The sequence below is a fragment of the Planctomyces sp. SH-PL62 genome (assembly GCF_001610895.1).
In the GTDB taxonomy this organism is placed as follows: Bacteria; Planctomycetota; Planctomycetia; order Isosphaerales; family Isosphaeraceae; genus Paludisphaera.
In genome coordinates, this window is sequence record NZ_CP011273.1 from 4609959 (window position 1) to 4623764 (window position 13806).

Annotated in this window: 6 protein-coding genes and 1 pseudogene; 2 read left to right on the plus strand and 5 right to left on the minus strand. The window is 68.1% G+C overall.

Translation table 11 applies throughout. From position 1 onward, the window contains the following. Positions 1–24: 24 nt before the first annotated feature. Entirely contained in the window at positions 25–2121 is a 2097-nt protein-coding gene (locus VT85_RS17850; protein WP_082858697.1) for a right-handed parallel beta-helix repeat-containing protein, read from the minus strand. Positions 2122–2557: 436 nt separating this feature from the next. Between VT85_RS17850 and VT85_RS17855 the strand changes: the two genes are divergently transcribed. Further along, positions 2558–4390: an ArnT family glycosyltransferase gene (locus VT85_RS17855; RefSeq protein WP_068418326.1), complete on the plus strand. Its 1833-nt coding sequence runs from the start codon at positions 2558–2560 to the stop codon at positions 4388–4390. A 115-nt stretch (positions 4391–4505) separates the two neighbouring features. Here VT85_RS17855 and VT85_RS17860 read toward each other — a convergent pair whose 3' ends face one another. The 3 genes from VT85_RS17860 to VT85_RS17870 all read right to left on the minus strand — a co-directional run bounded on the left by VT85_RS17860 (position 4506) and on the right by VT85_RS17870 (position 10829). Continuing rightward, positions 4506–5315, minus strand: a complete 810-nt coding sequence (locus VT85_RS17860; protein ID WP_068418328.1) for a class I SAM-dependent methyltransferase — start codon at positions 5313–5315, stop codon at positions 4506–4508. 70 nt (positions 5316–5385) lie between these two features. Then, positions 5386–8661, minus strand: a complete 3276-nt coding sequence (locus tag VT85_RS17865; RefSeq protein WP_156512934.1) for a glycosyltransferase — start codon at positions 8659–8661, stop codon at positions 5386–5388. A gap of 2 nt (positions 8662–8663) precedes the next feature. Next, positions 8664–10829: a glycosyltransferase gene (locus VT85_RS17870; protein WP_068418332.1), complete on the minus strand. Its 2166-nt coding sequence runs from the start codon at positions 10827–10829 to the stop codon at positions 8664–8666. Between the two features lie 283 nt (positions 10830–11112). Here VT85_RS17870 and VT85_RS17875 point away from each other — a divergent pair, with 283 nt between their 5' ends. Continuing rightward, positions 11113–12855 (plus strand): class I SAM-dependent methyltransferase, encoded by a 1743-nt coding sequence (locus VT85_RS17875; protein WP_068418333.1) that lies wholly within the window; start codon positions 11113–11115, stop codon positions 12853–12855. 67 nt (positions 12856–12922) lie between these two features. Here VT85_RS17875 and VT85_RS26900 read toward each other — a convergent pair. After that, positions 12923–13769 (minus strand): annotated as a pseudogene (locus tag VT85_RS26900) (IS5 family transposase). Positions 13770–13806: the final 37 nt, after the last annotated feature.

Sequence of the window (13806 nt, forward strand, 5' to 3'; positions counted from 1 at the left end):
CCCCGACGGGTGTGCTCGAATCAATCAGTTGATGGGGGTGATGGCCCTGGAGGGCGGGATGATCACCCCCTTGCGCCGGTAGGTGTTGCCGGAGATCGAGAAGTCCGGATAGCCCAACTCCAGGTAGGGATCGCCCCCGCCGTGGTTGCGGTTGATGGAGAGGTAGTCGCGGAAACCGTCGAACAGGTTTCCGTCGCCGTTCGGTCCGCCGATGACCGCGTGGATCCGACTGCCGATCCCGGCGACGCCGAAGGTGACCTCGGGGGAGTCGGCCGGCGTCGCGAAGTAGTTTCGGACGATCTTGGCGTACGACTGCCGGGGCTGATCGCCGAACATCGTCACGCCCGACCAGTTGCCGCTGAAGTAGTTGCCGATGATCTGGATCTGATTCGGCGCGCTGCCGATGTAGATGCCGCTGGCCGTATTGTTGAGGAACTGGTTCCCCTGGACGTAGCCGTGGCCGGTGAAGTTGTAGGCGAACTCGATCCCGTTCATCCCCGTCGCCGCCCCGAAGGTGACGCCGTTCTCGGCGAAGGTGTTGCCGATGAAGATGCCCGTGGAGCTGTTGAACAGGATCGCGCCGAAGCCGAGGATGCTCCGCGCGGAGTAGGAGTTGGACATCTCGACCCGGGCGGTCGTGTTGAGGATCACGCCGGAATGGCGGTTGTGGACGAAGCTCGACCTGTCGATCTTCGCCGTCGAGGTTCCTCCGACGATCAGGCCGCCGCCGTCGGCCCGGTAGTCGCTGGCCAGGCCGTTTTCGGAGGCGGAGACGCCGTAGAAGGTGCCGTTGGCCCCATTGTCCAGGTAGACGCCGCTGCCGGTCTGGACGCCGTTGAACTGGCTGTAGCGCGCGTTCACCGTCGCGGGACGGCCGTTCTCGCTCCCCGCCAGCAGCCCGATCCATTTCGTCAGGTTGGTGCGGATCAGCCCCGTGTTCACCGACGAGGCAAGGACGACCACCCCCCTCCCCTCGGGACCGGCGGAGGCGAACCACATGTCGTCGAACGAGATGTTATTGGAGTTGTAGACGAAGAACCCGTCGCCCCGCGTGGGATAGCTCACCGAGGAGACCAGCCCGGTCCCCACGAACTTGAGGTCGCTCTTGCCGACCACCTGGACGTTCTCGACGTAGGCGCCCGACATGAGGCGGATCGTCGAGCCGGGCGAGGAGGCGGCGACCGCCGCGTTGATCGTCCTGAAGGGCGCCCCGAACGTCCCCGCGCCCGCGACGTCCTTGCCGGTCGCCGGGTTGACGAACAGCGAGCCCGCCGTCGCGAAGTTGCCGGTGAACGGCCGGCTGCCGTTCGCACCGTACTGATACTGGCCGATCGAGCGACCGTCGCGGTTCGGGTTGATGTACCACATCAACTGCCCGTTCGACTGGGGGGCGACCACGGCGAGGCCCGGGTCGTGATTCCCGTACAGGTCGAAGGCCAACGGGATCGCCCCCTTGGCGAACCCGCCGAAGTGGAAGATCTGATCCGGGAGCCGGTCGGAGTTGGTGTCGACGAGCCACTGGCCGTTGTTGAAAATGACCGGGTCGTCGATCCCGTCGTGGTTGAAGTCCTCCATCAGCGCGATGTCGCCCGGCGAACCGCCGTAGACGAAGCTCTTCGTCGTCCGGCCGCTCAGGTCGGTGCAGAACAGCCAGACGCCGTTGTTGGGGTCGAAAAGTCCCAGGTCCGTCGTCCCGTTCCCGTCCACGTCCCCCGTCACGGGCTTCCACTGAGGCCCGCCGAACCGGATGTTCACGGCGGAGCCGTCGTTCCGGAGATCGAGCGACCAGACGCCGGTGCTCGGGCGATAGGAGCCGATGGTGGTGAGGGTGGTCCCGGTGAAGTCGCCGACCACCGGGACGTCGGAAGCCGATCCGAAGCTCCGGGTGATGTCGGTCGAGACGTTCATGTCGTTGTCGACGTAGTAGACCATCGAGCCGCCCGAGGGATAGGCGACGCCCATGCCGGGGATCAAGCCCGCACCCGAGAGGCACACCCGGTCCTCCACACGCTCCATCACCGGGACTGTGGGCCTCGCCCGTCGGCCCGTCGCCCGTCGTCCCCAGGACGCCGCCCCGCAAAACCGCCCCAGGGCCCCCGTCAGCTTAGCCGCTCTCGTCATGATGTCTCCCCGCCTGAGGCCGATTCACGATGCCGCGTGGAAGCCCCCCCGCCCGCTTCCGGCACGGAACGGAACGGATGGGCTCAGTCGATTCTATCGCCATGATAGGCATCTCCCGTGCCCGGGAGACGGTGGTCGCGACAGTGGACCCGTACCGGGTCGCTCGCCCGAGGTCGCGAACGCGATTCGTCGCCTCCAGTTTCACCGGCGGGGGCGCGCCGTGTCGAGACGTCTCGATCCAAAGCTGGGCCTGGTGTAACCTAGCTCACCGATCGAAGGATGAGGAATCGGCCGACAGGAAAATCGGCCCGGATCGGCGTATCGGCTGATCTTCGAGGGAGTCGGAGCCGATAACGAGGCGGAGGATCGGAACAGGACCAGCGCCGATCGGCGGGACGCCGAGGCGGGCCGAATTCGCAAGGAGGCGAATCCAGTCATGGACACGACGCCGCAATCGACCGAGGACTCCCCGCGGCGCTCGCTGTCGCGCAACCTCCGACTCGTCATCGTGGGCCTGGTCCTCGCTCGGGGAGTGGTCGGCCTCTGCGTGACGCCCCTGTTCGAGGGGTGGGACGAATACCAGCACGTCGCCTACATCGTCCACATTCAGGAGACGGGACGACGAGCGATCCTCGACGAGACGCTCGTACCGTCGAGCATGCTCGCGGCGATCCATCACGACTTCCCCCAGCCGGAAGCCGCGCGGGTGCAGATGCCGAACGTCCTCAAGCCGCCGTCGTATGAATCCTACTGGCGGCTCGCATCGAACGGGACCGAGTCGACGACGCCCCGCCTCGCCGCGTCCGAGGTGCCGCCGCATGATCTGAAGCTGTATCAGGCCCAGCATTCGTGGTGGTACTACGTCCTGGTCTCGCCGTTGTTCCAGGCCATGGGCGGGGTGAACGACCTGCGATCGTCCGTGACCGGCCTGCGGCTCTTGAACCTCGCGCTCACCGCCGGAGCCGTCTGGATCGCCCTGGGAGTCGTCTCGAAGCGGGTCCGCAGCCGCCGGACGGCCGGCTGGATCGCCCTCCTGATCGGCGTCCAGCCGCTCCTGGTGATGAACGGGATCCGCGTCTCCAGCGACGCCGCCGGGGTCTTCTTCTCGGTGGCCGCGGTCGCCGAGATGATGACGCTGGCGATCGACGAGCGCCGACTCGTCCGTCGGTCTTGCCGGATCGGCGTCCTGGTGGGCCTGGCCATCCTCATGAAGGCCTCCAACTTCGCGATCCTTCCCGCGATGGGCGTGGCCTGGATCCTCGCCGTGGCGCGGACCCGTCCCGCGCCGAGGGTGGCGTTCGGCTCGGTGGCGGCGATCGGCCTGATCCTCGGCGCCCTGATCGGACCGGACCTGGCGCACAACCTGAGCACCTACGGAATCGCGACCCCGATCCAGGAGGCGCTGGAGAATCGCGCGAAAGGCCGAGGATTCTCCGATATGTACCAGGCTTTCCGCGAGTTCCATCCGGTCGCCTACGGGCGATGGCTGTTCGGCCAGGGCCTGTTCGTCCAGGGCAACTGGTCGTTCGTCCTGCCGATCAGCGAGCTCACCGTGATGCACTGGCAGGTCCTGGAATTGGCGGCCCTCGGCCTGTGCTTCCCTGCGGCGGGCCTTGTCATCCGCAGGCTCATCGCGAGGGCTCGCAAGCGGCCCCTGGACGGTGTCGGCGGTTTGACGATGGGCTTCGACTCGCTCGCCGTCCCCCTGCTCTGCCTCGCCGTCTGCGTCGGCTTTCATGCCGGACTGGTCTACCACGCCCTCCAGTCGGCGCTGGCCTGGGGCGTCTCGACCACGGGCCCCTGGTACGCCTCGCCGGCGCTTCCGTGGTTCCTGGTTCTGATCGGCGTGGGGGCGAGTTGCTGGCACCGCTTCGTGGCCCCGGGATTTGTGGCCGCGATCGTCTTGCTCAGCATCGCCGCGGAACAGACCTCGTGGTTCGTCCAGATGCTCCCGGTGTATTCGGGCGGAGCGGAAGGGTGGGCGGCCCTGAGCCGGATCACCAGCCTCCAGGTCGGGTTCCTGTCGACCACCACCTGCATCCTGGCGACCATCGTCGGCCTGGGGCTTTTCCTGACCGCCGTGCGATCCATCTCCCTCGCCTCGGACGGCGTCGCGACCGAACCGGCGAGGCCGTCGTGGCTCACGATCGGCCGCAAGCGCGAGCGGGTCGACGCCAGCGCGGAGGGAGTTCCCGCTCCGGCCTGTCGGAAGGTCGCCGATCACGAATCTCCGACGGTCGGGGCCGTCGACCATGAGACCCGGCGCTGAACCATCGACGAGGCTCGATCCCAGGACGAAATGAAACCGCCGGCCGACCTCGCATTGGTGAGAGGTCGGCCGGCGTTGCTGTTTGATCCGGAGGCAAGGAGCGCCGGAAGGACGCTCAGTGCCCGACGGAAACCCGGCCCGACGTCCGGGACTTCCAGCGGCCGAGCCGCGCGGCGAGGCCTCGGAGGGAACGGGACGCCCCGCTCGGCATCCAGCTTCGTCGGGCGGGAGTCGGAACCCGCTCCAGAATGGCGATGATCTCCGCGTCGTTGAGTACGTACTCCTTGATCTGGAACATCCCCCCGAGGTGGCCCCGGGCGCGATCCAGAAAATCGGCGAACGACGTCGCGTCCCAGACGTGGAAATGGATGCTGTAGCCCACCTCCTCGAGGCGCTTCGCCTGGGCTTCAATCGCGGCCGGTTCTTCGATCCCCTCGACGAACCGAGCCCACTCGCGGAAGTGCTCGGAACGCGAGACCTCCACCCCCTCCACGTCGTCGCGCACCAGATGGTCGAACGGGGTGAGGGCGCGATCGCGATCGAAGCTGTGGTCCTTGTTCGGCACGGCGAGATAGAGCGTCCCGCCGGGGCGGAGCTTCTTGAGGTGGTTGCGCACCGTCCCCAGGGGGTTCTCGGTGTGTTCCAGGAAGTGATTGGCGACGATGAAATCGAGCGAGGCGTCCGGGAGGGTCCCCAGCCGCTCGCCGTCGTCGACGACGTCGACGTGGACGAGGTCGTAGTTGCGGAGTTCCGGGTAGTGGGCGCGCAGGCCGTCCACGTCCATGCGGTCGACGTAGCGGACCCGGGCGCGCTCGCCCATCTCCATCGGATGGTGCAAGGCGCCGACCTCGACGCCGTCGCCGGCCAGGTGCTTGTGGCAGAGCCCGCGACGCCGTTCGAGCATCGCCTCCGGAATCTCGCTCATCGGAACCTCCCTCGTATCCAGTGGACGTGGGCGGCGCGGCGCCGCCGGCTGTGAGTGGCTGGCTGGCGACCTATTCCGCCACGCTCGTCGAGACCGGGGTGCGCGACCGGAAGACGTTCGCGTGAACGCCGTGGACCAGATGCAAGTCGACGGATCGCGACGCCGCGTCGATCCTGCGGGCGTGCGTTCCGTCTCCCGCGGCGCTCTCGGCCGCGGCGCGGAAGAGCCGGGCGTACTGGACGATCATGTCCGTGTGGCTCGGCAGCGCGCGGAGGATCCACGAGGAAGCCTCGGCCATCGCCCGGCGCTTCGGTTCGTCGCGGGCCAACGTCTCCAGATGCCTGGCCAGGCTCCGCGCGTCGCCCGGCTCGTAGAACAGCGCGTTGACGCCGCGTCGGACCTGCTCGGGAATCCCATAAACGGACGTCGTGACGATCGGCAGGCCGCGCCCCAACGCCTCCAGGACGACGTGCGGATAACTCTCCACCCGCGAAGTGCAGCAGAAGACGTCGGCCGCCTGCCAGTACGGCGCGGTGGCCCCGGTCTCGTCGACGATGTGGAACCGCCCGCGACGATCGGCGTCGAGGCCGTCCGCGAGCCTCCGCAATTCCCGACTGTAATCGAGCGAGTCGCGCGCCCCGACGACGACGCAGCGGACCCGCGAGGCGTCGTCGGCCGCCATCGTTCGGAAGGCGTGAAGCAGATCGTGCTGCCCCTTGCGGTCGCAGACCGTCCCCAGGAGGAGCACGCAGACCTCGTCGGCCGCGAGGCCGAGCGCGGCGCGGGCCTGCTCGCGCGGCCAGCCCGCCAACTCGGCCTGGAAGCGCTCCACGTTCAGCGCGTAGCGGACGAGCCCGAAGTTGCGGCGGGTGTCCATGTCTTTCCAGACCTCGGCCGAGCTTCGCGCGGTGAACACCACGCGATAGGGGGACGGCATGCAGTCCAGGGCGATCCGCGCGATCTCGGTCGGGAACTGGTCGAAATACGTCTGCCAGGGCTCGCTCTCGTGAATGCTCCAGATGGACGGAACTCCCGCCTCACGCGCGGCGTCGACGGCCCAGAAGCCCTGGAGGGTATTGGCGTGCAGGACCTGACAGCCCTGCTCCACGATCAGGTCGACGGCCCTGCGCCGCGCCTCGGCGTAGCCGGCCTCGCCCCCGAACAGGCAGACCAGCGAGGGGTCGATGCGGACGGCGACGCCCGCCTTCTCGTACTCCTCGCGGAGCGGACCGTCCACCGGGCTTACGACGATCGGATCGGCGTGGCCGGAAGCTTTCAAGCCGGTGGTCAGCTCCAGCTCGAACCGCGACGCCCCTTCCCAGTTCAGGTTGTGCGAGACGGCGAGCACCCGGACGGGGCGGTCGACCGGCGCGACCGGCGCGACGGTGGGTTTGACCTCGAACGTCTCGCTCTGGGCGTCGTGATGGAGGCTGAAGTAGGGGTCGACGCGATGTCCGTGGATGCGTCGATAATTGGCCTCCTCGCGGGGATTGTCGCCGAACCCCCGCGTGGCCCCTTCGTAGTGGAACAGTTCCGCCTCGGCGCAGAGGACGCTCCGTCGGCCGGCGTCGTGGAGCCGGTAGCCGTAGTCGGCGTCGTTGTAGGCCACGCCGAAATCGGTCTCGTTGAAGCCGTTCATCTCGCGGAACAGCTTGCGAGGCGTCAGCATGCAGGCGGCGGTGACCGCCAGGCAGTCCCGCGTGACGCGGGCGAGCCCCATCGCCCCGCCGTCCCACCACGGCAAGAGCTTGAACGCGTGCCCGGCAAGCCCCTCGTGCATCCCATGGACGATCCCCGCGTGCTGGATCCGACGGTCCTGATAGAGCAGCCTCGCCCCGACCGCCCCCACTCCCGGGAGCATCGCCCAGCCGACCATCTGGCTCAGCCAGCGCGGCTCGATGACCTCGACGTCGTTGTTGAGGAACAGGAGCAGTTCCTCCTGGACGCGCGCCACCGCCGCGTTGTGGATCGCCGCGTAATTGAAGACGCCGTCGACGTTCGGGATGTGCAGGACGGTGTGGGGGATCCGGGCCAGGTAGGCGAGCGTCTCGGGGTCGTCGCTCTCATTATCAATGATGTAGACGCGATAATTGCGATAGCTCGTCTTCTCCAACGACGTGAGCAAGGTCTGGAGAAGCTTTTTCTGGTTCCTGGTCGGGATCAGGATGGCGACCGAGGGCCCGTCGTCGGGCATCACGGGTCGGAAGACGCCGCAGCCGGCCGCGACGGCCCAGTCCGGCTGCTCGACGCGACAGGGGACGCCGCGGCGGCCGAACGCCTCCTCGACGGCGCGCCGACCGGCCTCGAAGCTGTGCGGTTTCTCGTGGCCGCTCGCCGCCGTGGAGCCCGGCAGCACCCGCCAGTGATAGAGCATCTGGGGAATGTGCGCGATCCGTCGAGCCCGTTCCGAAGCCCGCAGCCAGAAGTCGTGGTCCTGCGAGCCCTCAAAGCCCAGACGCATCCCGCCGACCTGGCGGTAGAGGCTGGCGCGAACCGCCGTCAGGTGCCCCGTGTAGCAGAACGAGAGCAAAAGCTCGGGAGACCAGTCGGGCTTGAACTGGGGCGCGAACCGGCCGCCGTCCATGCCAAGCTTGTCGTCGTCGGTGTAGATCAGGTCCACGTCCCGCTCCCGATCCAGACGGATGGCCAGGTGCGTCAGCGCCTCGGGATGGAGGACGTCGTCATGGTCGAGCAGGACGAAGAACTCGCCGGTCGCGTGCTCTGCGGCCGTGTTGGTCGCGGCCGAGATGTTGCCGTTCGTCGCGCGACGGACCAGTCGCACTCGAGGATCGAGCGAGAGTCCGTCGGCCAGGTAAGCCGCCAGCGCGGGATCCGTGCTGGCGTCGTCGGCCAGGATCAATTCCCAGTGCTCGTACGATTGCGCCAGCACGCTGGCCACCGCCGCATCGAGCAGCGCGGGAGGCGTGTTATAGACGGGCACGAGGATCGAGAAGCTCGCGGGGCGCGGCAGCGTCTCGACCTGCTCGCGGAGGGCCTCAGCCCGGAAAGGCGAGGGTTCGTTGACTCGCCGCCAGGCGTCGTAGGCGTCGATCGGTTCCGAAGGCTGATGGTAGGCGCAGCCCGGCCCGCGGAAGACCCGCAGCGGGACCCATCGCCGGAGGTGATGCCGCACCTTGTTCTTAGCCTTCCGCACCGCCTTATTATAGGCGGCGCCCAGGCCGTCGGACCTCGCTACATGGACGAACCGCAGGGAGAGCCGCTTGAGCCTGGCCAGCCTCGCCCGCTGGACGGCCGCTTGCCGGACGATGTCCCGACGGAGCCTCCTTCGCAGGGCGGATTGGAGCGCCTGGCATGCGTTGATGACGCCCAGCGGTTCGGGCTCCACGATCACAGGGTGAGCCGCGATTGCGGGGATCGCGATCGGAGGCTCGGGCGCGGGGGCGGGGGCGGGGCGGGGGCGGGAGGCTCGATCGCGACGGGCGTCGCGGGCGGCTCGGGAGCGGGCTGGATCTCGGCGATCGGCGCCGGCGATTCGACCGCACCATCCGTGACCTCGGCCGCTTCGAGGATCTCGACGTGATCCTCGACCTCGACCTCCACGGTGGGCTCGATGGGGACCGCCGCCGTTGCGAGCGGTCGGGACCAATGCCCGATCGCCTCGCTGAGCGCGCGGCGGGCCTGGAGTGTTTTCGCGGAGGGGTCCAGGAGGACCTTTCGGTAGACCTCCAGCGTCTCGCTCGCGGTCTTCTCCCAGGAGAGGAATCGCGCCCGTTTCAGCCCCTTCTCGCGGAGTTCACGCCCGAGATCCGGGTCGGCCGCCATTCGCTGCATCGCCCGCGCCAGGTGGACCGGAGAGAGCCCCTCGGCGTAGAGGACGCAGTCGCCGCAGACCTCGGGGACGGACGAGAACGGCATCGCGACGACCGGCACCCCGGCCGCCATCGCTTCCAGGGGGGGGAGGCCGAAGCCCTCATACAACGACGGGAAGACGAGCGCTTGCGTGTTCTGGTAGAGCGCCCGCAATTCCTGGTGGCTCACCGCACCCAGGAACCGGACGCCCGCACGGCTCGGGTAATCCGACTCGGATCGCGGGGCTCGTCCGGCGAGCGCGAGCGCGGGGGGTTCGCCGTCGGTCCACCACTCCCGGAACATGGCGTAGGCCTCCAGCAGGCCCGGCAGGTTCTTGTGTGGGTAATCCGACGCGAGGCTCAACAGGTAACGGGGAGGAAGGTCGAAGTTCTCGAGGATCGTCGCGGTCTCGTCCTCGTCGACCGGGGAGGCGAAGGCGTCCAGGTCCACGCCGAGGAAGACGGGATGGATGACGCTCGGGTCCAGCCCGAACTCCGCCTCGACCTCGCGAGCGGTGTTCTCCGAGTAGGTCAGGACCGCCTGCGCGGCCGGCAGCGTCAGCCGGCTCGTCTGCTGATAGGCATTGTACTCGGCCTCGTTCGGGAAGACGTGGGCCATGCGATAGGCGATCAGATCTTGATACGTGAGGACGACGTGGGCCCGGGATTCGAAGAGCAGCCGGGCGTGGGACCGATCGAAGATCTGCGCGGGCTTGTGGAGGATCGCCGCGTCGTCGGCCCAATCCTCGGGCGAGACCAGCCTTCCCTCGACGCCGTCGGCCTGGAGGGGGTGCGCGGCGAGGAGGGTCAGCTCGACCTCGGGCCTCGCCGCGAGCGCCTTGCCCAGGTTCACCGCGTACATCTTCGTGCCGTTCATCTCCAGGGGGAGATGACGGAGGTCGAGCGCGACCTTGATCCGCTTCGAAAACTGGTAGTCGACCGCGTGGGCCGCGATCGAGCCGTCGAGCGTCCCGGCGTGGCGATCCACCTGCCCCTTCATGTAGATATGGCGGTCTTCCAGCGTCTCCGGGCCGGCGGGCTCCGAGCCATCTCCCGACTCGACCGTCTCGGGAGGATCGGCGAGGACCAGGGAGCCTCCCGCGCGTTTGGCGAAGAAGCCCAGAGATCCCGCCCGCATCAGCCAGTCGTCCACCGCCGCGCGAGGGGAGCCGAGCGAGTCGTCGAGGAGCCCCACGGCGTCGAGGACGTCCCCTCGAAGGTAGTTGCAGAGCCGGCCCGCACGCGCCGCGAAGAGGGTCTCCGGCAGGTTTGCGATCGCCCGTCTCACGCCTTCTTCGTCAAGCCCCGCATTCGCGTCGAAGCCGTCGCCGTGGCTGATCGGGGTCGCCAGGGCGACACGTTCCTCGGAGTGGGCCGCCGCGGCGAGGGGCTCGATCCATCCGGGAGTCGGCAGCGCGTCGGGGGCGAGAAGGATGGCGTCGCCGTCGCGCTCGGCCAGGCCGCGATTGGCGTAGTCCACCCAGGCCAGGCCGCGCGGGCACCGCACGGTCTGGAGCCTCGGGTCGGCCGCCGCCAGCTCGGCCAACCCCTGAGCGAGGACGCGGTCGGCGCAACCGTCCTCGACGACCATCAGGCGGCGGAGCGCGGGCCCGCTGCACTCCAGGATCGTTCGCAGCCGGGCCAGGATCGCGGGGCCGCCGAGCGTGACGGGCACGATGACATCGGCGAATCGAACCTGGGCCATGTCTTCCTCCGAATAGGATCGCTGGATTCAGCTCGGCGACGACGCTCGCTCGTCGGACCGCGGGCGCCTGCCGCGAGGCGCGGACGGGGGAGGTGTACCCCGATCCGACGGGGAGGTCAAGGCAGGTCGGCGGGCGCTCGGCCCGGTCGAGACTCGCCTTGCTCGATCTCGGTCCCCGGCTATAATCCCGCGCCAAAACCGCCCTTAATCCGTCACGCGTCGGGCCAGGGCGTCCATCACTTCCTCGGTCATCCACCGATCTCGAGAAAGGTAGTGAGCCCGCATGGCGAACCTGAATGCGTCCCCGCCCCGCAAGGGCCTGCTCGGCGTCCTCTTCCCGCGGACGTCCCCCGTCGCCCTGGCAGGCGAGGGGGCGGGCAAGGCGGCGAACGTTCAAGCGATGGAGATGGAGATCTCCTGGCTGAAGATGCAGCTCGCCCAGTTCCAGAAGGAACAGTCCCAGTTCGAGGGGCCCGACCCCTACTTCCTGGGCACCGAACACCTCTCCGGCATCATCCCGCCGATCCCGGGCGCAGGCGTCCGGGCCACCGCCGGCTCCCCTTCGATGGCCGGCTACATCCTCAGCGCGGACGCCTGGCAGATCCTCATCAGCAAGTTCCTGAAGCCGAATTCGCAGCTCCTGGACATCGGCTGCGGCAGCGGCAAAATGGCTCGCAACCTGGCGTACCACCCGCACGTGCGGAAGTACATCGGGTTCGACGTCCTCAAGGACAGCGTCGATTTCTGCAACCAGGTCCTCGTCCCCCGCATCGGGCCGAAGTTCGAGTTCCACCACCTCGACGTCGTCTCCTGCTACAACCCGCAGGGCGCGATCAAGCCCACCGAGGTCGCCTTCCCGGCGAAGGACGGCTCCGTCGACCTCGCCTGGGGCTGCTCGCTGTTCACCCACCTGCTCGAACCCGACGCGCGGCACTACCTCCGCGAAGTGCGGCGGGTCCTGGCCCCGGCCGGCATGTTCCTGCCGACGATCCACACCAACCCGGCGCCGGGGACGCGGTATTCCGGCGACGAGGTCAAGATCGACGTCGACGTCGACTACTTCGTCGAGATGTGCGACGAGGCCGGCCTGACGCTCGCCGTCAAGCTCGGCGAGGTCCTCGGCCAGTACGCCATGCTGTTCAAGGTCAAGCCCGGCAGCTCCACGCCGACGATCGTGAACGTGGGCGGGGCCAAGACCGAGACCGAGGTCGCCGAGGCCTCCAAGCCGAAGACCGGCGGCGTCCCCGTCCCTCCCAACAACGGCGCGCTCACCGAGGAGATGCTCCGGCTCAACGAGCAATGGGCCGAGAAGGAGCACGTCACTCCGTCCGTCCACCCCGGCGACTTCATCTTCTGGTTCGTGGCCACCCACCCGGAGATGTCGCTCGAAGACGCGACGAAGTACTACTTCGAGGACGGCGCCCGCTCGGCGGCCAAGCTCGACGGCCACCTGACCCGGCTGTTCGGCGAGGACAAGAAGCCGATCAAGCTCCTGGAATTCGCCTCGGGCTACGGATGCGTCTCGCGGCACCTCAAGAAGAACCCCCGGTTCGACCTGACCAGTTGCGACATCCACCCGGAAGCCATCGACTTCCTGACGAACCAGATCGGCGTCGACGCGCTCCAGTCGGCGCACACGCCTGAAGGCTTCGCGACGCCGAAGAAGTACGACGCGATCTTCTGCCTGTCGTTCTTCTCGCACATGCCCAAGGCGACGTTCGGGCGCTGGATCAAGGCGCTCTACGACTCGCTGGAAGTCGGCGGCTACCTCCTCTTCACGACCCACGGCGTCAAGAGCTGCCAGGGCCTCCAGATCACGGTCGACGACGCCGACGAGGAAGGCTTCTGGTTCCAGGCCCGCAGCGAGCAGCACGACCTCGACGCCGCCGAGTACGGCCTGACCCTCAGCCTCCCACAATACGTCGTCCCGACCGTCCACAAGGCGGTCGGCGCCCCGATCGCCGACTACAAGCAGGCCGAGTGGTGGTTCCACCAGGATCTCTGGATCGTCAAGAAGAATCGTTGATCCGACTCACATCCTGATGAATCCACGAGAACCCCGGTCGATCATCGGCCGGGGTTTCGCTTTGCGCCTAGGTTCTGTCTGACGGCTCGAGGAGTCGGAAGCAACGGCGGATCATGGCGAGCTTCACCATCGCCAGGAAATTGACCGCCAGCTTCTCGAACCGGGTCGCCAGGCGGCGGTTCTCCTTCAGCCAGAGGATGCACCGCTCGACGATGTTGCGGCGGCGGTAGGCCTCGGCGTCGAACCTCGGGTTTCTCCGCTGATCCTTGCGAGTGGGGATCACGGCCCTGATGCCCCGACGTCGCAGATAGCGGCGGATACGCCGCTAGCTGTAGCCCTTGTCGCCGGCCAGGCGTCGAGGCCTGCGACGCGGCCGGCCTCGACCGGGACGCTTGATCCGCACCGCCTCCAGGGCCGGCTCCAGGGACTTCGACTCGTGGGCCTGGCCCGCCGTGACGACGGCGGAGAGCGGCACGCCGCCGGAGTCGACGACCAGGTGCAGCTTCGTCCCGAAGCCGCCCCGCGAGCGGCCGAGGGCGTGGTCGACGGGCTCGGCCGTCCCCCTTTTCCCCCCCGGCCCCGGCGGCCGCGCGGCTGGCCCGGATGGACGTCCCGTCGATGCACCAGAGGTCGAAGTCGATCCTTCCCGAGGCGTCAAGCCGCAGGTGGAGCCGCTCCAGGATGCGGTCGATCGTCCCATCGCGAGCCCAGCGGTTGAAGCGGTCGTAGACGCTCTTCCACTTGCCGTAACGTTCGGGCAGCTCCCGCCACTGGGCCCCTGTGTGCAGGATCCACAGGACCCCGTCGAGCGTGGAGCGGTGGTCGTTCCACCGACCGCCCGGTCTGCCCGCCGGAGGGAGCAGGTCGGCGATCAGGGCGAATTCGTCGTCCTTCAGCTCGTAGCGTCGCGACATCCCGGCCTCCCTGGTGAAGCCGCCATCGTAACCCTTT

Coding starts and splice junctions, on each gene's coding strand:
- VT85_RS17855 (WP_068418326.1), top strand. CDS start 2,558: ATGGACACGACGCCGCAATCGACCGAGGACTCCCCGCGGCGCTCGCTG.
- VT85_RS17850 (WP_082858697.1), bottom strand. CDS start 2,121: ATGACGAGAGCGGCTAAGCTGACGGGGGCCCTGGGGCGGTTTTGCGGG.
- VT85_RS17870 (WP_068418332.1), bottom strand. CDS start 10,829: ATGGCCCAGGTTCGATTCGCCGATGTCATCGTGCCCGTCACGCTCGGC.
- VT85_RS17860 (WP_068418328.1), bottom strand. CDS start 5,315: ATGAGCGAGATTCCGGAGGCGATGCTCGAACGGCGTCGCGGGCTCTGC.
- VT85_RS17875 (WP_068418333.1), top strand. CDS start 11,113: ATGGCGAACCTGAATGCGTCCCCGCCCCGCAAGGGCCTGCTCGGCGTC.